The following is a 19,588-nucleotide window of genomic DNA, read 5'->3' on the forward strand; positions in this document are numbered from 1 at the left end:
TTTATAACGCAGCTCAAGCTCAAAATGCAAAAGCAGCCGCAAGGCTGCTTTTTTACTTTTGTCGCAAGCAATGCTGCTTTTTACATTTGTGTTGTTTCTGATGTCACAGGCTCAGTCAAAGCCGCTTTAAGTTCTATGATATTGCCTTGTGGGTCGCGCACATACACCGAAGGACCAAAACCAGTGGCGCCATAACGGACTTCAGGCGCTTCGATATCAATAGCAAACCGGGCAAAATGTTGTTGTAACTCAGCAGGTTCAAATGGGCTAATCAATAAACAAAAGTGCGCCAGATTATGGCCTTCAGTGCCAGGCGCTTGGCCACCTTCTTTGCCTAGCTTGCCATCCACACTAATTAAATCAATCAGTTGTTGCCCGGCTCTGAGCTGATATAAGCCAAGCTCTGGCAGGCTTCGTTCCAACGTGCAACCCAGCGCCTGTTGGTAAAACTGCAGCATCAACTGCAGGTTTTGTACCCTGAGTACCAGGTGATCAAGTTGGGTGATTTGAAACATCAAGCCGCACTCCGTCAGCCTTGTTGTATCCGGTAGTGTAGTGAGCTGGCTGCGTTGTTGGCAAAACGCAGCTGTTCAAAGGCAGAATTTTAGCTGTCGGCGTTATTTTTATGCGGTCCTTCTACCAAAGCCACATCCACACTGCCTTCTTTAATAGCTTCCGATAAATCGGTTTCCAGCTGGGTGGCAATATCGGCATAAGGTTTATTCAGCTGTACCAGGCCATATGCGCGGTTGCGGCCATGTACTTTGCCCAGATACAACGCCATATCAGCCAGCTGCAGTGCTTTGGCCCAGCCCATGGTCTGTTCATTCAGGTTGGCAAAAGGATAAGTTAAAAAACCGGCCGACGCTGTGACGCGAATTTGATGTTCACCAAAAGTCACAGGCGTGTTGCCGATGGTATCAAGCACCCGTTGGGTAAAAGCGGCCAAAGATTTAATATCCACCCGGCGTAATAAAATCAGAAATTCTTCACCACCCCAGCGCAGCACCATGTCGTCATTGCGGGTCAGTTTGGATAATCTGTTGGCAATTTCAACCAGCACTGCGTCACCGGCGGCATGGCCAAAGTGATCGTTCACATGTTTAAAAAAGTCGACATCCAGCAGAATAAAACCATCAGTGGTTAAGGCGGCAAGCTGGCGCCTTTCCACCTGACGCTGACGTTTGTCCATTTGCTCCTGGAAAGAACGGCGGTTAAACAAACCTGTTAAAGGGTCGCGTAATGACTGATATGCCAGCTGATCATTGGCTTCTTTGAGCTTCTGATTGGCAGTTTGCACCTTGCGATACAACAAATACAATAAAATGGCCGCCAGAATGACCACCACACCAATCAGTAAGGTGACATCCTGTTGTAGTTTTTGCCGTTCAATTTCCACTGCTTTGAGTTGGTTCTGTTGTTTTAAGCCGGCAATTTCTTTGCTTTTTTCTTTGGCGGAAAATTCTTCCTGCAGCTGATTGATCTGGCGTTCACGTTCCTGCTGAAAAATTTCTTTGGCAAGGGCGGCATGTTCACGCAGGGTTTTGGCTTCTTGTTGGTGCATGCCAGCCAGCTGGAAAGCGTCGGCCAGCTCAGCCAGGTATTCCAGAGTTTCTGACTGGGCGCCGGCTTCTTTGGATAAATCCACTACGTTTTGCATCGCGCTCAGGCCGTCGGCAAATTGCCCTTCCTGCACCTGAACATAACCCAGATTAAAACGGGCTAAATCTTCGGTTGCCTTGTTTTTTTGCTCTATGCCAAATCTCAGGGTTTGTTCAAAATATTGCCGTGCTTCTGGCAGTTTGCGCTGGCGCAAGGCGATATCGCCCAAATTATTTAGTGCCGTGATTTCGGCATAAATCATATTGCGTTTTTTCGCCCATTTCAGCGCTTCCAGATTGGCTTTGGCGGCTCCATCCAAATCCTGTAGCTCGACCAGATTAAAAGCCAGCTGGATATAAATATCCGGTAAAAAGCCTTCTAACTCAGGGTTTTGCAGTGCTTGTGGCAGCACTTCCTCTGCCATTTGGTTGGATTTTTCAAAATTTTTCAGACTGGATTGCAGATTCGACATCCGCAATGCCAGATTCATCCGGCGAAAAGTAGTTCTGGGGTGTTCGTCTTTTGCTATTGAGTCATAAGCGGCATGGTAAGCTTGCAGCGCCTGATCATATTTACCACGCCAGCTCTCAAAATTGCCCGCAAGGTTAAAAGCATAATAACGTACCCGGCTCTGAGTGGCTTGCTGGGCATAGAGCAGGGTTGGTTCCAGATAGCTAATGGCTTTGCCAAATTCACCTTTATCCCAATATTGCACCAGCATTTCGGCGTTAATTTCAGCCAAAACATCAGGATCCTGAGTGATTTGAGCCAGTTCCTGTAGTAGTTCCAGGGTTTCATCAACACCTTTTTTGTCTTTTAATCTGTGTTGTTCCGACACTTTGTACACGTAATAACGCACTCTGCTATTGAGCGGCGTTAAGGCGGAAACGTCTTTTTCCAGTGCCAGTAAAAATTGCCCGGCTTCATCTTGATCCTGAGTTGATTTCTGCAGATATTGATCAAGTTGTTGCTCGAGCTCAGTGTCCAGTTCTACTGCTGCGGCTACAGCAAAGCTGCCCAGCAACAAAAACAGCATGGCCGTTTGGCGCAGGATGTGGCTGTAATTAATAAGGTAGAGCAGGGAACCAACTACATTCATCAGGGATCTCTTTCACTTGGCAGTTTTATAGTAGTTATTGCGACAAGCTTAGCAGCCAGAACCAAAACAGGGCTGTCATTCACAGTGCCGGTGAAATTTAAGACATTCTGCGCATAAAATAACTGATAGAGCAGTAAACTTCAAAAAATATTAGTGAATCTTCATACAAGGTTTTGTCGCTAAGGATGTTGATAAAAGCTTGTCGCAGATAGAAAAGCTTCTGGTAAGATAACCACTTTCATTTGATTGAGACTTGGCAGCACTGATGAAAGCTGTGCATCATTTATTCCGGCAATTGCTGACATTGTTGTTGGTGCTGCTCACCACTCTGTGTTTTGCCGGCTGGTTGTTGCTGGACCCTGTGCCTTTATTAACTCTGTCCGGCCAGATGAACGCCGACACTGTGCGCCACAGCAAACAACTATTGAATAACCTCAATCAGTCGATAAAAAATCCGGATGGCACTCCCTGGGTGATTGCCGCCAATGCTGACGAACTCAATTCCGCTTTTCATCTGGCCAGTCGCACTTTACCCGGTTTTCAGGGCCAGGCAGAGGTGACAGCTTCAGGTTTAACCAGCTTAATGACAGTACCGGTGCGGTTGCTGGGGCAACAGTATTATCTGAATGCAACTGTACAAATCAGCCCATCCAGCGGCCCTTTGCAGATAGATAAAGTGAAAATTGGCATGCTGACGCTGCCTGGTGGTGCTGCTTTAACTCTGGTGGGTTCGGCGGCCGATCAAATGTGGGGCGCTGGCACTGGTGCTGAATTATTGGCCATGGTGCGTTCGGTACAGTTTGAAGAAAATGAAGTTAAAGTTGAGCTGAATAAGCCCAGCGGCTGGAATTTACAAAAGCTGAAAGAGTCTGGTTTGTCGGTATACCGCGATTTATTCAGCTCACCACAGCAGCGTGCCGATATTGAATTTTATTATCAGATTGCCCTTGCGCATGCCGGACAACAACAGGGTAGCGCTAGTCTGGTTAGTTATCTGCAAATCTTATTTCAGCAAGCGGCAATTCGCAGTGCGGCAGATCCGTCAGTGGCTGCGCGTGAGAATCAGAGTGCTTTGTTGGCGCTGGCGCAGTTGTTGGGTGGGCAGAATTTGCAGTTGCTGGTCAATGAAGTCAAAAGGCCCAGTGGCGTGAAAGCGCCGCGTGTCACGCTGGCGCGCCGGCCTGATCTGCAACAGCATTTTATTTATTCGGCGGCCATTCATTTGCTGACCAGCCACAATGTCAGTAATACAGTGGGCGAGGCCAAAGAGTTACTGGATTCGATTAAAGGCGGCAGCGGTTTTAGTTTTGTTGATTTGTTGGCCGACAGAGCCGGTGTGCGTTTTGCCCGTCTTGCTACAGCTTCAACTGCCTCTGCCATCGCGGTACAGCAATTTTTTCAGCGGCAGCGCGAAGAAGCAGAAATTTTCCCCAGCAAAGCCCGTTTACCTGAAGGATTATCCCAGCAATTATTTGAGCAGCGCTATCAGTCAGTGGATTCTGAGGTATATCGGCAAATGGTGCAGGAAATTGACAGACGGCTGAGCGCCTTACCGCTGTATCAGATTAAAACCGAATAAAACCGGCGGCCGCTTAACGCAGCCGCTGGTTCAGTTGGTCTATCACTTCCACCCAGTCGGCATCCTGCTGATAGCTTTCCCGCAAAAATGCTGCCTGGGCTGGCGTCCAGAAACTGGCTTTAGATAACGCCTGATCGGCATCCAGTCTGTGCTCTTTGATAAATTTTTCAATACTGCTGCTGTCACTGCGAAGGCCCAGTTGGTCAAACAACTGGCTGAAAGAATGGTAACTGCTGTTCATGGCAAGGCTCCTCAGATGGTGGACTCTGCTGCTTAACTGCTACAGTCGGGTGCTGGCGTAGTGCAGCCCCCTGTTATTGCAGTATAGAGCAGTGCAGCGAGCTTTTGCCCGGGACGCATGCTGAAGCCTTTGTTGCAACTTTGCTAAATTATCCGTTGTGCCATTCGGCATTTGTGGCAATTGCCAGCTATGCTCAGTTATTGCTGTGATTTCTGGAACTGGCATTATGCGAAACCGCTTTGTTGTCATTTTGCTGATGTTCTGTGCTTGCCCTGTATTTAGCCTGTCAGCCCAAGCGCTGCAGGTGTTGGTGGGCATGAACAAACCCCCTTATATTCAGATTGAAACTGCCGATGGTTACGAAATTGAGCTGCTGCGTGCTTTGGTCAAGCGGATGGGGGCTACCGCAGAATTTACCCATGTGCCCAATAAACGTATTCAAAGTTTATTGCAGCAAAATATTGGGGATATGGCGACTTTGCAGCCGCTAAAAGCCAATGAACCCGGTCTTTATTATTCCTGCCCTTATATCCGTTATCAAAATGTGGTGGTGAGCCTGGAAGTGCAGCAGTTGGTGATCGATCAGATTTCCGATCTCAACAATCTGTCCGTACTGGCTTTTCAGAATGCCAGTGCTGCTTTGGGCGATGAATTCCGCGATATGGCCAAACAGTCTTTTAAATACCGTGAAACTATTGAGCAGCGCACTCAGGTAGAGTCTTTACATAAAATGCGGGTACAGGCGGTAGTGATGGACATTAATATTTTTTATTACCATCACGATAAAATTGATCCGCCACAACAGGTGCAGGTGCACCCGTTATTTACCCCCAGTTATTACCGGGTGGCTTTTCGCGACAAAAAACTGGCCGATGCTTTTAATCAGGCATTACAGCAGTTCTGGCAAAGTCCTGAGTATCAGCAGCTGCAGCAAAGGTATCTGATCAGCGACCAGTCCAGTGTACAGGCGCTGTGTCCGGTGAGTTAAATAGTGGATTGTTGATAAAACTAACCCGGCTTTAGCCGGGTTAGTTTTATCTGCGATTGCCTCAACCTGGTAAAGGACGAGCGCAGCACAACTGTCAGCTTGTTATAGCGCCTTGTGGCCAAGATTACCGGCTTTATCGCCGGCAAAACCAATCAGTGAAGCATTGGCCCAGTTGGCGCACACTTTGTTGCTGCCGGCTACTGTGCGCAGGCTCAGCAGTTTGATGCCACGGATATCCAGCTCAGGTTTTACTACTGCGGGCGCTTTGATGGTGCCTGAGTCAAATAGCAGTTTGTTGTCGCCATAAATCTGGAATTGCACAGAGCCATGCTGGCGGCAGCTGTCGTTAATGCCGACATCAGCGCGGAATAATTGCCAGTGCCCGGCGAGCTGATAATCAAACCTGCTTTCACCTGCCACAGTAAAACCCTGACGAAATTTCAGGCCATTCATTTGCATCGGCGCTGTAAGGTTGATTTTGTGTTGACTCACCACAGCATCAACATCCGATAAATACAGCTGCTGGCGCTCTGCTTTTGGTAAAGGCTGCTCCAGCACTTTAAATTCCGAAATAGTAATAGGGGTCACTTGTTTCGGTAGCAATGCATTAAAAGCTTTGGCCACTGTGGTGTTCGCTGGGTCAGACTGTGCTGTGGCATCTGCTGCTGTCACCATAGGATCAAGCGCTGTGCCATCTGGGGCCTGATCCTGAGTGCTTAACACCCGAAACCGGAATAAAGTACCGGCTTTGGCCGCAAACTCCACTTTTTGCAGTTTGTCCGACAGTTTCAGCTGGCCTGTGTGCGCCGGCTCGCCCCATTCACCGTTGTTGTCGGCAATATAGACTTCATAATCACGCACCTGACCATATTTCCAGTGCTGGTCATTTCGGGGGGCTATTTCAAAACCATTCACCATTCGGCGCTCCCCCAGTGCCAGGGTAAATTCATGGGCGCCGGTTTTCAGCGCCTGATCTCTTTTGGTACGAAACCAGCTGGTTGGGTTGTCGTCAAAAGCATTTTCCAGCACATGGCCTGGCTCTTCCGCCGGACGGTTTAATACCAGCAAACTGTCGGCGGCGATGGCGTTACCCAGCTCTGGTGCTTTGGGATAACCCGCTGTTGGCGTAAGTGCCAAAGCGCTGTTAATGCTGATATCAAATTGCAACGTTTGCCGGATGGAGGTTTTTGGTGTTTTTACCAGAATAACACCGTATTTTTCCGGGCTGAAAAGCCAGCCGCTGTTGGCTTTTTCAAAAGCCGCCTGGTCTTTTAACGCTGTTAAGTTCTGGCCTGCCAGTTTCACCTGCTCTGGTTTGACTCTGCTGTGAATGTGCAGCTGATACACCCGCGCAAGTTCCTGGCCCTGGTATTCGCCAGTTACAGCGCCAATAGTGACGCTGATATCGCCGGCTTTCCCTTCTGGTGCTGTCACTTTAAATTCTTGCTGGCTAAATTTGCCCTGCTGATACTGGCGCGTATTGCCATCGTCCTCATACATCAGATAACTGCTTTGGCCATAAGGATAAATATCCAAAGTCAGCTCATCTTTTGGTTTTTCACCGTCATATAAAGCCGCAGGGTACATCGGCAAAATAGCCCCGGCACGGACAAAGACCGGGATGGTTTTTAAATCGACTTTGTAATCCAGGCTGATGCCATCAGCTGGTGCATCCACCACCCGGCCATCCCAATAATCAATCCATTGACCTTGTGGTAAATACACATCGGTACGCCAGCCTTTAGTCGCTGCCATCGAGCGGTACACCGGCGCTATCAGTAAATCTTTACCCAGCAAAAACTGGTACTTATGGGTTTCGGCTAGCGCAGTTTTATCCTTTGCATAATCCCACATCAGGCCCCGCACTATAGGCGCGCCTGTGGTTTCGGCCTGATAAGCCGTGCTGTACATATAAGGGGTTAACCGCATTTTTAACTTCAGATAATCGCGGTTGATGCTGCGGTACGGCTCGTCATACCACCAGGGATGTTTACGCGCCGCTTTGGCCCAGCCCGACATGCCCATCAGCACAGGGGTAAAGGCTTTCCACTGTAAATCACGGGTATAGGTTTCGGAGCTACCGCCAAAAATAGCGTCGACATCACCTGTGGCATAAGCCTGACCGGATAAACCAGAGCCTATCAGGGTAGGGATATGCCAGCGGATATAGTCCCAGCTGGCGGATTGGTCTCCTGTCCAGGTCACGGCGTAACGCTGAATACCGGCCCAGCCCATCACCGTCCATAAAAATGGCCTGGAATCTGAGTTATTGAAGATGCCGTCAGCCGCCGCTTTATTGGCGTCCAGCGCAAACTGATAACCCTGACCTGTCCAGGCCACATCCAGTTTTTGCGCACGTGAACCTGCAGTGCCCACTTCCCAGGCTATTTTATCCACACCGTTTTCAGTCCAGAGGCCGGTTTTAAAGCCATATTTGGCAAGGCCAGCTACTACTTTGGGTAAATCGGTGTAACCACAACCATAACCGTCGTTGGGTAAAATCCAGCCGCCCGGCATGTCGTGTTCACGGTATTTTTTAGCAACTGTTTCAATCACATCTGGTGTGGTGCCGGTTGGGCCATCACTCCAGCCATCCGGTACTGTGCCCGGTTTTTTAATATTGTCACCGTCGTTGTAACAGTCGGCGTCACCATATTCAAAAGCCCAGCGTGGAATAAGGCGGGCGCGGCCTGTTAGTGCAGTGTAATCGGCGAGTACCTCTTTGATGGATTGGCCGACAAAATAATAAGCGTCAAAGCGGGCTTCGTTATGGCTGAGCTGAATATAGTCGCTGGAGCGAAAATCATAACTGCCGTTGGCCCAGCTGTTACGCAGCACGCCATAACCTTGGCTCGACATATAAAAAGGCGCCGGACTTGGTCTGTCGCCTTCTTCCCAACCACCTGAATACGAAATTTCCATGGTTTTGCCTTTAAATTCAAAGGCACCGTTTTGCTGACCACCACCAAAAAAACGCTCGGCCGGATCTGTGCTCAAAGTCTGAAAACTTTGTTCTTTGCCAAGCTCCAGCGGCTGCAGCTCCTGCATAATCAGCTGTTGGTTGTCGGCTTGATAAAGCGCAAATTTCAGCGGTTTGGCGTAAATGCGCAGTGCAAATTTTTCTGTTTGTAATAACTGATAGTCGCCCTTGTCGCTTAGCTGAAATTCAACCTGGGTTGGCGTTTGTGGCAACACAATAGCGGCTGCTTTGTTGCCGGGTTCGCTCAGCTTGCCGTTTAAGCCGGCCTGAAGGCGGAACAAATCGTCCTGCAGCAGCTGGATTTGCAGCAGCACCTGCTGATCTGTAGTGATATCCAGTTGATTATTGCTGGCCCGGATAGACGTCAGATTCCCCACAGGAGCAGCCAACACTGAGCTGGCAAAGCAGCAGGTCAGGGCGCTGGCCAGAGCTGCACGGAAAAAAGGAAGGCGCATGTGATAACCTCATGATGAATATGCGAAAAATGCTGCCTGAAAAGCCAAGCCATCACAAGGAGGCTAAGCGCAATAACACAGTTGTTGGTCGTGGAGTGTTGCGGTGGTAACAAAGCGCTGCAGCGGATTGACCTTAACACAGTAGGTTTTTTATTTGGTCAGACAAGTGCGGCAGTGGGGTTTTTCACCACAGCTGGTTTTTTACCCAGGTGGGCGGCGTGATAAAAGCTGTTGTTAAGGTTTGTGGTTGCCCACTTTATCCATAATGCTCTGATACAAAGCCGCATCGGCATCATCGCCGCAGCTGACGGGTTTCATACTGGCAATATCACGGCGCAGGTCGGCGCCATCTTTGGCCTGATAACAATAATCGCCGATTTTTTCGATAAAACTGCCATCTTTCATCACTTCCAGCACATTAGCGGCGGCATAAGCGGGTTTAGGCCCACTGCGAGTCACCGAAATTGCTTTATCCGGTAGCGCTTTTTGCTGCAGCGCCTGAATTTCGGCACTACTGAGTTCAGTTGCCCTTTGCTGCTGTTGGGTCGCCACTGTGGCTAAAATCCTATCGGCAAGGCCGGGAGTTACAGTTGCCGCCTCTGCTGTGTCTGGCTGCAGCTTGGCTGGCTCCGTTTTTTGTTGTGAGTTTTGCTGCCGGGCAATCTTTGCTTTGGGCGCTGTAACAGCAGTTGCTGCAGTTTTTGTGGTGTTGTTATTTTTAGGCACTGCGGTCTTTTTAATTGGCGCAGCCGCAGCGCTGTGGTTTGTTTTGTTATTTTCCGCAGCTGTTGTGCCTGTGGTTGTTGCCTGCGCCTTGATGTTTTCCTTGCTGCTGTTTGCGACTGCTGCTTTGGGCTTTGGCCTGTTGATAATTTGTACTGTCAAAGGTGCTGACTTCGCGGTGTTTTTTGCCGGCACAGGCGCGGGCTGCAATAACAACAGCGCCAGCAATAACAGATGCAGCAGCAAAGAAAGTGCAATGGCAACAGATAAACGGGAATACAACAAAGGCAGGCTTAAAACTGATGAAAATGATGCAGATACAGACTAAGGCTGCATGATGAAGTTCCGGTGTTTTTCAGAAAAACCGCCGCAGCCTGGTGATCGGAATTCCTGCAGCCTGCTGCGCCATCTTAGCGCTAAGATCGTGATTTGGGCTCTGTCGCACAGGTTATCGCGCTTATCACAGCGCATTTTCAATAAGTTCAGCGCTTAACCACTGGGCAAATTCACGCATAGCACCTGTTTCCGGCCGGGATTGCAGCCGGGTTAACCAATAACTGCCCAAGCTAATTTCTGTGCTAAAAGGCCGTTGAATTCTGCCATTTTGCAGCAAATGGCCGAACATCCGTGCCGGCGCTATCGCAATGCCAATGCCACTTTGAGCGGCTTCCAGCATAGTGACGCTGGAATCAAATACCATCACCGGATGGGTGGGTGGAAGCACAGGCCCGCCGGCTTGTTGTAACCAGGCCGCCCATTCGTCGCGCCGGTAAGAGCGCAGCAGCATAAAGTTCAGTAAGTCAGCCGGTTGGCTGATGTTGGCCGCCAGTTCAGGTGTGCATAAAGGCGTCAGTGGACTGTCACATAAATACATGGCCGCAGTGCCATGCCAGGCGCCACTGCCAAAACGAATGGCGTAATCCAGCCCTTCGGCGGCCAGATCCACCCTGTTGTTATTGGTGGAAATTTGCAGTTCGATATGGGGGAATTTTTGATAAAAGGCCGCTAAACGTGGCAACAAAAAGCCAGTGGCAAAGGTGCCAACCACCCCAATGTGCAGTTTTTCCTGCACTTTGCGACTGGCAAAATAATCTAACAGCTGGGCAATACGGTCAAAAGATTCATTTAATACTGGCAGCAGCGCTTCACCTTCAGGCGTGAGCATCAGGCCACGTGGGATCCGCAAAAATAATGGGCAATGTAGCTGATCCTCCAACAGTTTTACCTGCTGACTCACAGCCGAATGGGTGACATTCAGTTCTATAGCGGCATGGGTAAAACTTAAATGCCGGGCTGCAGCTTCAAAAGCGCGCAAAGATTTTAATGGGATATAACGACGGGTCATGCGGCTTCCTGCAACTTCTGTAAGTTTTTCTAACAGCTGCTATACAAATTAACCTTTTGTCCGGCGAAGTCAACTCAGGCAAGCTAGTGAAGTGCGGGCCCGGCACTTTGACATAACCCTCTCGTTTGCAAAGGAACATTGATGCATTTATTCACAACCCAAGTGGCCTGGTCGCTCAAAGCGGCGCTGGCCTTAACGCTGTTCAGCTCAGTACCGGCGCTGGCACAAAACGGCGCAACTCATCACGGCATTCAGCAGAAAATTTCGAGTGAAGCTGCGTTAAAAGCGGCTGTTGGCAACGAAGTTCAGCAGCTGATGCAGCAACAACAAATCCCGGGTATGGCGGTGGCCGTGCTGTGGCAGGGCAAAACTTTTTATTACAGCTTTGGTAAGGCCGACATCAGCAATCATATTGCCGTGACACCTGACACGCTGTTTGAGCTGGGTTCGATCAGCAAAACCTTTGCCGGTGTTATTGGAGCTATGGCGCTGCAGCGGGGTGATATCAAACTGACGGATAGTGTTGCAACCCACTGGCCGGCGCTGACGGCAAAACCATGGCAAAACATCAATATGCAACATCTGGCCACTTACACCGCAGGCGGCCTGCCCATGCATTTCCCAAAGGAAGTGACTGACGAAGCCAGTTTGCTGCAGTATTACCAAACGTGGCAGCCGGCGTATGCTCCTGGCACACAGCGGGTTTATGCCAACACTAGTATTGGTTTGTTTGCCCATTTAGCCGTGGCCGCCGGTGGTCACAAGTATACTGATGAATTTAGTCAGTTAACCGCCACATTACAGTTAAACAGCACCTATTTGCAGGTACCTGCAACAGCGCAGTCGCACTATGCCTGGGGGTATGATGAAGGGAAACCGGTGCGGATTGGTAAAGGTGTACTGTGGGACGAAGCCGGTGGTGTAAAAGCCAGTGTGCGCGATGTTGCCAGCTGGGTGCAAACCAACATGCAGCCGCAGCAGGTCGAAGCGCCGCTGCTAAAAGCCGCTCTTGTCAGTTCGCAGCAGCCTTATGCCAAAGCCGGTCAGATGTATCAGGGCCTGGGCTGGGAAATGCTCGACTACCCGCTGCAGCTGCAAGCGCTGGAAGCGATGACAGATCCAGGCTTTGTTAGTGGCAGCCCTGCCAGTTTAATGAAGCAGCCTGCTGCTGACACAACAACCGGAAAAACTGTTGGTAAAACAAGCCACTGGATACATAAAACCGGCGCCACCGGCGGTTTTGGTGCTTACGCCGCTTTTATTCCGTCGCGCCAGGTTGGCATTGTGCTGCTTAGCAACAAACGTTATCCCAATGCACTGAGGGTAAAGCTGGCTTACCAGATTTTAGAAGGCTTGCAGTAGCAGGGCCGTTTTAAAGCCTGAGGTGTGATGTTCTGTGCAAAAGCCCCGTTATGTTGCATGGCATCACGGGGTTTTTTATGGGGTTGTTGCATTGTCAGGTTTGGTATTTTGTCTGTTGCTAAAGGGGGTTGCTGCTTGCTTTTGCGCCTGAGCTGGCATGTAATGGCGCCGTTTTTGCGTTTGATTTAAAGGAAAACACATGCAAAAGGTTGTCAGAGATATTGGGTTGTTTGCCGTTGCGCCTGTTGTGATCCTGGGCGCGCTGGTCGCCTGGATGTTTGCGGCCACCACAGCATCCTGCACTAATGGCATCACAGCGCAGCTTGCTTCACCTGATGATCAATTTAAAGCTGTGGTATTTGTCCGCAGTTGCAATAATGCCCCCGGTTTTAGCAGCAATATTTCCATTCTGGCCAAAGACGGCATGCTGGCGGATGGCCCTGGTAATTTGTTTGTCACCGAAGGCCACCCGGAACAGCTTGGAATTAAAATAACCTGGCAAAGCATCGATAAAGAGCGTTTACAGCTGAATGTTGCCAGCCAAAACCGTGGTGCATTGATACAGGCCGATCCGGTCTGGTCGGCCAATGCCAATATCACCGCGACTTATCAGTTAGGCACTTTGCCCGTTCAATCCGGGCAATAATGCAGCAGGCAGCTGCCTTTGATGCTTTGGCGTGAGCTTGCGCCCTGCTGTTGCAGCTTGGAAATTTAGCTGCGTGTTATCACATCAGGCACTATCTGGCTGTTTGAAAAGCACTGGGTCAGGTCTAAGACCTGACCCTAATGGTTTGCTTAGGTGGGTATAATCAGCCCCGTTAACGGGGCTTTTCTAAGTGACTGATATTTGCATTAATGTTCTGAGTAAAGTGATTTTGCGAATCTGTCTGTCCGTGGCAGATAATAATTGTCGTAGTCCATGGAGAAAGCGATGTAAGTGGCTTTGCCCAGTAATTCATGCCGTGGCACCAGACCATAAACACGTGAGTCTGCGCTTTGCCGGCGATTGTCACCAAGCACTAAATAGTAGTCCTCGGGGATGGTGATGGCGTTAAAGTTAGCAAGAACTGCTGGCCGGGATTTATCCCATTGAACCTGATGCGCCAGCTCGCCCAATTGTTCGGTCGCTGTGGTTAATAAGTTGGTGTCGTCTTCCTGCCGATAAGCCAGTGGCTTGCCGTTAAGCAGTAACACCTCGTCCTGCATCTCGACGGTATCCCCTGGTAAACCAACAACACGTTTTATCAGGCGATTTTGCGCCGCGTTGGAATCAAACACCATAATATCGCCGCGAGCGGGTTCACCGGTTCGCAGCAGTACCTGTTTGCTAAAGGGTAGCCGCAGGTCGTAGGCCATTTTATTCACTGTGACCCTATCGCCAATATGAATGGTTGGCTGCATAGAGCCGGTGGGAACTGTATACCAGTCAGCACAAGCGCTGCGAAACACCAACATCAGGCTAATAAAAACGATAAAACTACGGGTGGCTTTAAAAAAACTGGCGAGCTGAGTTAAAAAAGGCGTTTTGCCCATTATTCAATCCTTATATTGTCGCTTTGCTGCTTGTTTGGAATGACTAGGAGTTTGCAGTTCGAGCTTTGTATTGTTATTTAGTTCGGGAAGCGAGCCAGGCAAATGTAAACAAATATTACCTGTTATTTGTAAGCTGCTTAAAAGTTCAGTGAGTTATGCCACATTCAGAATATGTCTTTAATGTGACTGACAGGCTCTGACAGCTGCGCGTCTGTTCCGGCTGGCTGAGCACCTGAGACCTGGTGCAATGCCAGGAGCCGGTTTCAGCATTACCTAAACCGGTGCTGTGATTAAAAATGGCTATTTGGCGCCATTGCCGATTAAAAGCTCAGGTTTTGTTAAAAATAAAGTCCAAACCGCTTTGAGCGACGTTTATAGCTGCATAAGTTTTGTGCTTCACATTAAATTGTCGGCGTGAAAAAGCAGAAGGTGCCATTTTGAGTCACTCAGGATTAACAGTGTTATACGACGGCAGTTGCCCTTTATGCAGCAGGGAAATTGCCTATTATCAAAAGCTGCAGGCGCGGGAACCGCTGCTGTTTATTGATGTATCCAACAGCTTGCAAGCTTTGCCGGACGGTATCAACAGGTGTGATGCGCTTAAACGTTTCCATCTGGTGGGCCGAAACGGCCAGGTGTGGCAGGGCGCCCGGGCTTTTTTACGCTTGTGGCGGGCCTTACCTGGCTGGCGGTGGCTGGGTTATCTGGGGGCTGTGCCACCTTTGCCCTGGTTAATGGAAGCTGCTTACCGGCTGATATTGCCGCTTAGGCGCAAACTGGCGCGGTTTTTTCGCAAGGCCGGCAAGGTCTAAAGAGACAGTGCCAGCATAGGGTGTTGCTGGCTTGTCTTAGTCATCCGGACTTATTGGCTTCGCTCCTTTTGGCTTTGGTAACAACACAAGGCTGAGCCAAAAAACAAAGCCCGCAATATGCAGGCTTTGTCGTAAGAAACGGCCTATTCCGCTTTATCCAACATCAATACTGATAATAATCGGCTTTTTTCAGCAGGGTTTCGGCTTTTAACTTACCGCTAACACACTGATTAATATCCGACTTTTTAAACACCCAGTAGATGTCTTTACTATCGCGCCCCTGCGAGGTTTCCAGCTGTAACGACACAAACTCACTGTCTTTAATTTCGCGCAGGCTGGCACCGTAATCACACAAAGTATTCGCAAAATTAACGCTGATATTGGTGATCAGCTCCGCCTGTTTTTGTGCGGCTAATTTAGCCTGTTCGGCGCGTTTTTTCTGGAAATCCTGCTCCCAGGCGGCATATTTTTGTTTAATGTCGGCCAGGCGTTTTTGCAGTTCGGTGTTTTTGCTGTTGAGCTGGTTCAGTTGTTTTTGTTGCTCAGCATCTTCTTTACCCACCTTACGGGCAAATTCAATATCACGTTTTTCCCGTTCTATGTCTCTGAGCTCACGTTCTAAATCGCGGCTTTGCTCCCTTAGTTCGCGCATCTGATCCTGCATTTGCTCCTGCTGTTCCATCATTTGTTCGGCCTGAGCTTCGGCCTGTTCGGCAATATCTTCAATATCGGATTCAGAAATATGACCACCGGCCAGAGCAGCATTGGCTGCGGCTGAAGCGCGGGCGCTGATAGCGGCAATTGCAGCCTGATCAATAGGCGGCATAGGCGCAGCCGGTGGCATAGGCGCCATGGCAAAATAATGACCAAACTGGCCGCGGGTGCTGGTGCGGAACAATACACCCTGGCCTGCCAGATAACTGTGGCTGATGCGGCTTACATTGGTATTCTGGCTTTGCTCTAACGAGGTTTGCAGAATATTGCGCATAATTTCCAGGTTCTGTTTCAGCTTAGGGCTCACTTCAGTGGCGGCCAGGCTGTTGCCGCTAAACAGCAGTGCGGCAAGGGCGCTAACATAAAAATTCAGTTTCATCATGGTTTACTCCGGTTGGGTTCGGTTCGGCAGATAACTGCGGCTACTGTAATCAAGCCTGGCTTGGCTTGGCTGGGCGTTGTCCTGCCAGTATTGCCAGTCGGCCTGTCGTTGTTGATTCAGATATTCCACCAGCTCCAGCATGTCGCTGCGTCTGGCTTTTTGTTCATTTTCAGACAGATAGTCTTTAAGCATCACCAGTTGAGTGGCTTGCTGCTGTTGCTGAATTTGCAGTTGCTGCTGCAGATATTGCTGTTGTTGCTGCTGAAAACCAGCCAGCATGGTATTGAACTGTTGTTGCTGCGCAGCGGCATCAAAGTTGTCCCAGCGCAGCGCCAGCCCACCACCATGTAGCTGCAGTTGCAAAGGCGACATGCTGATAATGAGTGCCATGGCCGACATACCGACACTGAGTTTGGGCCACCAGGCGGTTTTTGCGGTTTTGTGGCCCCATTGCTGGCGGAACAGCTGGCTGGTGTCTATGTCTGGAACGCTGTCAAACATTGGCGCTCTGGCATCCTGACGGATGTTTTGGGCGGCGAGAAAACGGCCGTACCATTGATTGTCTGAACGAAGTTGTTGCTCACATTCAGCAGCGGTGATTTTGCCCGCGAGCCAGGCTTCAAAAATTTGCTGATTGTCCAACATTGGCTACCTCCAACTGCACACGCAGTTTATCTAATGCCGCATAAAATCTTGATTTGACTGTATTACTCGACAGCGCCAGCTGATCGGCAATTTCGTCAAAAGTAAATTGCTGATAAAACCTCAGTTCCACCACCAGCCGTTGTTCCGGTGGTAAGGTACGCAATTGTTGCTGTACCAGTTTTTGTGTCTGGGCGCCGTACAGCTGTTGCTCGTGGCTTTGTTCGTCTTCGTTATACAGCTCTGGTATATCGTCCAGATCCTGGCTGGGTTTGCGCTTGCGCAGCATATCCATAGCGCGGTAGTTGGCAATGCCAAACAACCAGGTTTTAAAGCTGCTGTCGCCGCGAAATTGCGCCAGATTGCGGCACAACACCATGCACACGTCCTGCAGCAGATCACGGGCGTCGTCCGGGTTTCCCATCAGGCGCAGGCCGTAATAATACAGCACGGACTGATACCGACTGACGAGCTGCTGCCAGGCGCGTTCGTCGCCATTCAGCGCTTTGTTGATTAAAGATTCGTCACTGCGTTTAAACACTTTGTTTTTATTCTCAGGTTCTGATGTGCATTGGTCGGGCCCTGGCGGAATTTAGTTGGCTGTGATGGCTAAAAAAATTAAATATTTTTTAATACTAATTCAGTTCTTTGAATTTATTCATAATTTTATTTTTTATTGGTGGCTATCGCTGATTTTGAGTGAGGCCAACAACAAAAAGAGTGAAACACCCCGCCTGTTAAATCCAAAAACTGCCTGACGCCGTATATATCAGTATCTCAATGAGGATGGACGAGCAGAATGCGCAAAACTTTATGTTTAAGTTTGTTTGCTTTATTTGGCTGCAGCCAGTCAGTACAGGATTATCAGGCCATGACACCGAATTTACAGTTGTCGCAGTTTTTTGTCGGTTCCAGTGAAGCCTTTGGTGTGATGCACGATTGGCGCGGCAAACAAAGCCTGCATTTTACCGCTGAGCTTTGTGGTCAGTGGCAAGGCAATAGCGGCGATTTATACGAAATTTTCAGTTTTAGTGATGGCCGAGTTGATAAAAGACATTGGCAGCTCAGTCAGAACAACCAGGGGGAAATTTCCGGCAAAGCCGAAGATGTAGTGGGGCAGGCGACAGGGCAGCTGGCCGGTAATACCTTGTATTGGCAATATGTGCTGCGTATCCCCAAGGCAGATGATGCCGGTAACAAGGCTGCGCAAAGCAGCGATTATATCGACGTGACGGTCAAAGACTGGTTGTATCTGGTCAGCCCAACCCAGCTGATTAACCGCTCAACTTTGCATAAATTTGGTTTAACAGTGGGTGAGCTGACGCTGGCCATTCGCCAGCTGGATAAAACTGCCGACTGCGCTGCTTTTATCCGTCGTTATGAAGCTACCGAGCGGACTGTGCCCCTGGCGCCACAAAGCTAATTTTGTTGCTGTATTATTTTTTGTTTTACCATAGCGAATAACAAAGACCTGAACAAACTCAGGCCCTTTAAGGTGTTGTAATTTCGTTTTTTTTGGGATTTATACTGGATTTTTAACAAACTACTGTAAATCAGGATAAGCGTCGCGGATGGCAATAAATTCATCCAGATGACTCAGCAGAATATCCACCAGTACAGGGTCAAACTGTTTGCCTTTTTCTTCGGCTAAATATTGCAGCACTTTGGGCATTGGCCAGGCTTCTTTATAACAACGTTCACTGGCCAGCGCGTCAAAAACGTCGGCCAGCGCGGTAATACGGCCGGCAATATCAATTTCTTCACCGGCTAAACCCCGTGGATAACCCTTGCCGTCCCAGCGCTCGTGGTGTTCATAGGCAATAATGGCGCCTTGCTGCAAAATTTCATTCTGTGATTTTTGCAAAATCTGATAACCAATCTCAGCATGCTGACGCATGATCTCCCACTCGGCGGCGTCGTGTTTGCCCGGTTTATTCAGAATATGATCCGGAATGGCAATTTTACCGACATCGTGTAAAGGCGAGGCTAGTTTGATTTTTTCGGCGTCGTAGTTGGATAAACCATATTTCAGCGCCAGTAAAAAACTGAAGTTGGCCACCCGTTTTACGTGGCTACCGGTTTCTTTTGATCGTTTTTCTACCGCTTCACCCAAAATATAAGACAGTTCACGCTGGCTTTCTTTAATCAGCTCTCTGAGCCTGATATTTTCATAAGCCACGGCAATATTGCTGGCAAAATAACTGAGCAGATGATGATCAACCTGATCAAACTTGCTGTCTTTACTGACGTACAACAGGTTTTCCAGACCACGGCTGGTGGTGAAATAACCAACAAAATAATCGTCACCATGGAAGGTGTGTTTCAGTTGATGCACTTTTTTCAGCCGCTCTACCACATCGTCCGGCAGATTGTGATCGGGGGCGGTGTCCTGGCCTGTTGCAGCTATCACATCCAGCTGCAGTTGTTGCTGGCGCGGGTCGCCGGTGGCGGCACAACAATAAATCTGCTGATGATCAAGCCCCAGTAAATGTGCGGCCTGCGCCAGAATATTAGAGGCAAATTCGGTCAGGCTTTCACATTCAAGAAAACTGACAGTAGAACCGATAATTTTTTCCAGGCCTTTTTTATTGTCATCAATAATGCAAATGTCGCGGTAGGAACGTAACGACGAATACAACAGAGTTTTCAGTTTAATGGCGGTGACTTCGGTTTTATTTTTATAGTCGTTAATGTCGTAATCGCGGATCACACTTTCTTCCGGCGCCTCACCAGGTTGACCGGTACGCAAAATCAGCCGGATTTGATGTTGATTCAGCTCAGAGCGGATGGTTTTGATGAGATCCAGCCCCGCATGATTGGTTTCCATCACTACGTCAATAATGGCAACGGCAATATTGGGGTTGGTCTGTAATACAGCACGCGCCTCACGGGCGCTGTACACATGAATAAGTTCTACATTGCGGTGTTCAAACTGAAATCCACGCAGCACCAGACTGGTGATTTGATGAATGCTTTCGTCATCATCCACAATCAGTACCTGCCATGGTTTTTGACCGGTTACAGATGGGGCCGTTTCAGTTGCCCAACTGATGGCAGTGTCCTGACTGAATAAAAAGTCTTGGTTGCTCATAGGCTCAGCTCAATACAATGTTCAGGTTAACTATGGCTGA

17 protein-coding genes are annotated in these 19,588 nt (G+C 49.1%); 6 read left to right on the plus strand and 11 right to left on the minus strand.

Going from position 1 to position 19,588, the window contains the following annotated elements:
- Positions 1 to 80: 80 nt before the first annotated feature.
- Both N3Z11_RS03990 and N3Z11_RS03995 read right to left on the minus strand, forming a co-directional pair.
- Positions 81 to 515, minus strand: coding sequence for a VOC family protein (locus N3Z11_RS03990; RefSeq protein WP_260655860.1), 435 nt, complete (start codon positions 513 to 515; stop codon positions 81 to 83).
- An 89-nt stretch (positions 516 to 604) separates the two neighbouring features.
- Positions 605 to 2,701, minus strand: coding sequence for a GGDEF domain-containing protein (locus N3Z11_RS03995; RefSeq protein ID WP_260655861.1), 2,097 nt, complete (start codon positions 2,699 to 2,701; stop codon positions 605 to 607).
- 265 nt (positions 2,702 to 2,966) lie between these two features.
- Between N3Z11_RS03995 and N3Z11_RS04000 the strand changes: the two genes are divergently transcribed.
- A complete protein-coding gene (locus N3Z11_RS04000; RefSeq protein ID WP_260655862.1) occupies positions 2,967 to 4,280 on the plus strand; it encodes a hypothetical protein in 1,314 nt (437 codons plus the stop codon).
- A gap of 13 nt (positions 4,281 to 4,293) precedes the next feature.
- Here the strand turns inward: N3Z11_RS04000 and N3Z11_RS04005 are convergent, their stop codons facing one another.
- Positions 4,294 to 4,521, minus strand: coding sequence for a DUF2789 domain-containing protein (locus N3Z11_RS04005; RefSeq protein ID WP_260655863.1), 228 nt, complete (start codon positions 4,519 to 4,521; stop codon positions 4,294 to 4,296).
- A 226-nt stretch (positions 4,522 to 4,747) separates the two neighbouring features.
- On the opposite strand from N3Z11_RS04005, the gene N3Z11_RS04010 reads away from it, so the two are divergent.
- Positions 4,748 to 5,509: a substrate-binding periplasmic protein gene (locus N3Z11_RS04010; RefSeq protein ID WP_260655864.1), complete on the plus strand. Its 762-nt coding sequence runs from the start codon at positions 4,748 to 4,750 to the stop codon at positions 5,507 to 5,509.
- Positions 5,510 to 5,611: 102 nt separating this feature from the next.
- On the opposite strand, the gene N3Z11_RS04015 is transcribed toward N3Z11_RS04010, so the two are convergent.
- From N3Z11_RS04015 to ampR, 3 genes are all read right to left on the minus strand, one after another.
- The gene (locus N3Z11_RS04015) at positions 5,612 to 8,944 is read right to left on the minus strand and encodes a TIM-barrel domain-containing protein (protein ID WP_260655865.1); all 3,333 of its coding nucleotides are present in this window, start codon (positions 8,942 to 8,944) and stop codon (positions 5,612 to 5,614) included.
- Positions 8,945 to 9,178: 234 nt separating this feature from the next.
- Complete coding sequence (locus N3Z11_RS04020; RefSeq protein WP_260655866.1) at positions 9,179 to 9,952, minus strand: hypothetical protein; 774 nt, start codon at positions 9,950 to 9,952, stop codon at positions 9,179 to 9,181.
- A 175-nt stretch (positions 9,953 to 10,127) separates the two neighbouring features.
- Positions 10,128 to 11,012, minus strand: coding sequence for a LysR family transcriptional regulator AmpR (ampR, locus tag N3Z11_RS04025; protein ID WP_260655867.1), 885 nt, complete (start codon positions 11,010 to 11,012; stop codon positions 10,128 to 10,130).
- A gap of 141 nt (positions 11,013 to 11,153) precedes the next feature.
- Between ampR and ampC the strand changes: the two genes are divergently transcribed.
- Positions 11,154 to 12,374 carry a class C beta-lactamase gene (gene ampC, locus N3Z11_RS04030; RefSeq protein ID WP_260655868.1) on the plus strand — a complete coding sequence of 407 codons (1,221 nt, stop codon included), beginning with the start codon at positions 11,154 to 11,156 and terminating at the stop codon, positions 12,372 to 12,374.
- A 199-nt stretch (positions 12,375 to 12,573) separates the two neighbouring features.
- Complete coding sequence (locus N3Z11_RS04035; protein WP_260655869.1) at positions 12,574 to 13,020, plus strand: hypothetical protein; 447 nt, start codon at positions 12,574 to 12,576, stop codon at positions 13,018 to 13,020.
- Between the two features lie 206 nt (positions 13,021 to 13,226).
- On the opposite strand, the gene lepB is transcribed toward N3Z11_RS04035, so the two are convergent.
- On the minus strand, positions 13,227 to 13,907 hold the full coding sequence (gene lepB / locus N3Z11_RS04040; protein ID WP_260655870.1) for a signal peptidase I: 681 nt from the start codon (positions 13,905 to 13,907) through the stop codon (positions 13,227 to 13,229).
- A 437-nt stretch (positions 13,908 to 14,344) separates the two neighbouring features.
- On the opposite strand from lepB, the gene N3Z11_RS04045 reads away from it, so the two are divergent.
- Positions 14,345 to 14,719: a thiol-disulfide oxidoreductase DCC family protein gene (locus tag N3Z11_RS04045; protein ID WP_260655871.1), complete on the plus strand. Its 375-nt coding sequence runs from the start codon at positions 14,345 to 14,347 to the stop codon at positions 14,717 to 14,719.
- Between the two features lie 163 nt (positions 14,720 to 14,882).
- Here the strand turns inward: N3Z11_RS04045 and N3Z11_RS04050 are convergent, their stop codons facing one another.
- The 3 genes from N3Z11_RS04050 to N3Z11_RS04060 are packed head-to-tail and all read right to left on the minus strand — an operon-like array spanning position 14,883 to position 16,998.
- Positions 14,883 to 15,815, minus strand: coding sequence for a hypothetical protein (locus N3Z11_RS04050; RefSeq protein WP_260655872.1), 933 nt, complete (start codon positions 15,813 to 15,815; stop codon positions 14,883 to 14,885).
- Between the two features lie 3 nt (positions 15,816 to 15,818).
- Positions 15,819 to 16,460: a hypothetical protein gene (locus tag N3Z11_RS04055; protein WP_260655873.1), complete on the minus strand. Its 642-nt coding sequence runs from the start codon at positions 16,458 to 16,460 to the stop codon at positions 15,819 to 15,821.
- A complete protein-coding gene (locus N3Z11_RS04060; RefSeq protein ID WP_260655874.1) occupies positions 16,435 to 16,998 on the minus strand; it encodes an RNA polymerase sigma factor in 564 nt (187 codons plus the stop codon). The genes N3Z11_RS04055 and N3Z11_RS04060 overlap by 26 nt, the downstream gene beginning before the upstream one ends.
- A gap of 258 nt (positions 16,999 to 17,256) precedes the next feature.
- On the opposite strand from N3Z11_RS04060, the gene N3Z11_RS04065 reads away from it, so the two are divergent.
- Positions 17,257 to 17,880, plus strand: coding sequence for a DUF3833 domain-containing protein (locus N3Z11_RS04065; protein ID WP_260655875.1), 624 nt, complete (start codon positions 17,257 to 17,259; stop codon positions 17,878 to 17,880).
- A gap of 120 nt (positions 17,881 to 18,000) precedes the next feature.
- On the opposite strand, the gene N3Z11_RS18025 is transcribed toward N3Z11_RS04065, so the two are convergent.
- On the minus strand, positions 18,001 to 19,548 hold the full coding sequence (locus N3Z11_RS18025; RefSeq protein WP_313771329.1) for a DUF3369 domain-containing protein: 1,548 nt from the start codon (positions 19,546 to 19,548) through the stop codon (positions 18,001 to 18,003).
- Positions 19,549 to 19,588: the final 40 nt, after the last annotated feature.

Origin of the sequence: Rheinheimera sp. 4Y26 (genome assembly GCF_025245835.1) — a bacterium.
In the GTDB taxonomy this organism is placed as follows: domain Bacteria; phylum Pseudomonadota; class Gammaproteobacteria; order Enterobacterales; family Alteromonadaceae; genus Pararheinheimera.